This is a genomic window from Vibrio sp. L85, from assembly GCF_963871815.1.
In the GTDB taxonomy this organism is placed as follows: domain Bacteria; phylum Pseudomonadota; class Gammaproteobacteria; order Enterobacterales; family Vibrionaceae; genus Vibrio; species Vibrio harveyi.
On record NZ_CAWMYL010000050.1, the window covers coordinates 1 to 1,523 of the forward strand.

General features: G+C 43.5%; 1 protein-coding gene. It reads left to right on the forward strand.

Annotated features, from left to right (window positions below; translation table 11 throughout):
- Positions 1-97 precede the first annotated feature (97 nt).
- Positions 98-1,450 carry an ISNCY family transposase gene (locus AACR11_RS07530; protein ID WP_101905087.1) on the forward strand — a complete coding sequence of 451 codons (1,353 nt, stop codon included), beginning with the start codon at positions 98-100 and terminating at the stop codon, positions 1,448-1,450.
- Positions 1,451-1,523 lie beyond the last annotated feature (73 nt).

Here is a 1,523-nt window from a genome sequence, read left to right on the forward strand (position 1 = left end):
TGTACGCCCCCGATAGTAATGTCCGGTTTGACCCATTTAGAAATGTCCTCTTTTATGGCTTATCGCCTTAAGAGGATTTACCGGAATGTTGATAACCATGAGTGCCAAAGAGCTAGAAAGAATAAAAATATTACAAGACGTGATCGATCGAAGAATGCGTCAATGTGATGCTGCTAAACGATTAAATATCTCACCTCGGCAAGTGCGTCGATTAATCAAACAACTAGAGCAAGATGGACCATCGTCGCTAGCTCATAAAGCTAGAGGCAAGCCTAGCAACCGAGGTCACTCACCAGAATACCGGCTAACTGTCTTACAAACGATAAGAGAGCACTATCCTGACTTCCCACCTACCTTCGCTAGAGAAAAGCTGCTTGAGTGTCACAACCTCCCAGTAGGCTTAGAGACACTGCGCAATTGGATGATCGCCGATTTAATTTGGAAACCAAGATCTCAACGTAAACCAAAGGTTTACCAACCTAGACATCGACGTGACTGTTTAGGCGAGTTGATTCAAATTGATGGTTCACATCATGATTGGTTTGAAGGTCGTCGACCCAAATGCTGCCTACTCGTTTTTATCGACGATGCCACTGGTCGCCTGATGAACCTACGATTCAGCGAAACGGAATCCGTCATAGATTACATGGTTACCACTCGTGAATATGTCGAGGCTCACGGAAAGCCGCAGGCATTCTACAGTGACCGGCACGCAATATTTCACTCCAGCACAAAAAAAGGAATTGAGGCTAAAAACTCGACTCAATTTGGTCGTTCATTAAAAGAGCTCGGCATCGAGCTTATTTGCGCCAATAGCTCACAAGCTAAAGGTCGAGTCGAACGAGCCAATTTAACGCTCCAGAATCGCTTGGTGAAGGAAATGCGGTTAAGAAAACTAGACACGATAGCCGACGCCAATCTATGGCTACCTGAGTTCATGGAAGACTTTAACCGGCGCTTTGCTAAGCCGGCAAACTATCCTAAAGACATGCACCGAACATTAAGAGAAGAATCACATGAACTATACGATATTTTTTCTTGGCAATCAGTCCGTAAGCTATCTAACTCCTTGACGTTCCAATACAACCAAGTTGTTTACCTAATTGAAAACTCGGAAGAAAACGCAAGACTAGTCCATGAGAATGTGCTCATCTTAGAACATCTGGATGGTCATATCAGTGTACGTTATGGTCACAGGTCATTAAAATTCAAGATCTTCGACAAACTAGAAAAAGTGTCACAAGGTCAGATTGTTGATAACAAGAGGCTTGGCCAGGTATTGCAGTTTGCCAAAGAGAAACAAGATGAGTTTGAAGCAAAAAATAAGCGTAAGAGACAGTCGAGAGTCGTTAGCGTTATAGGTCAGAGACAAGCAATGAATGAGCAGCTAAGAGCATTAAATCCAGTCCTTCTTGAACCAGACCAATTCACCGCCAGTCACTCACGTTAACTGAATTTCTTTTCTCCCCAAAGCGGACATTTCTAATGGGGAGAAAAGAGGACATTTCTATCGGGGATTGACA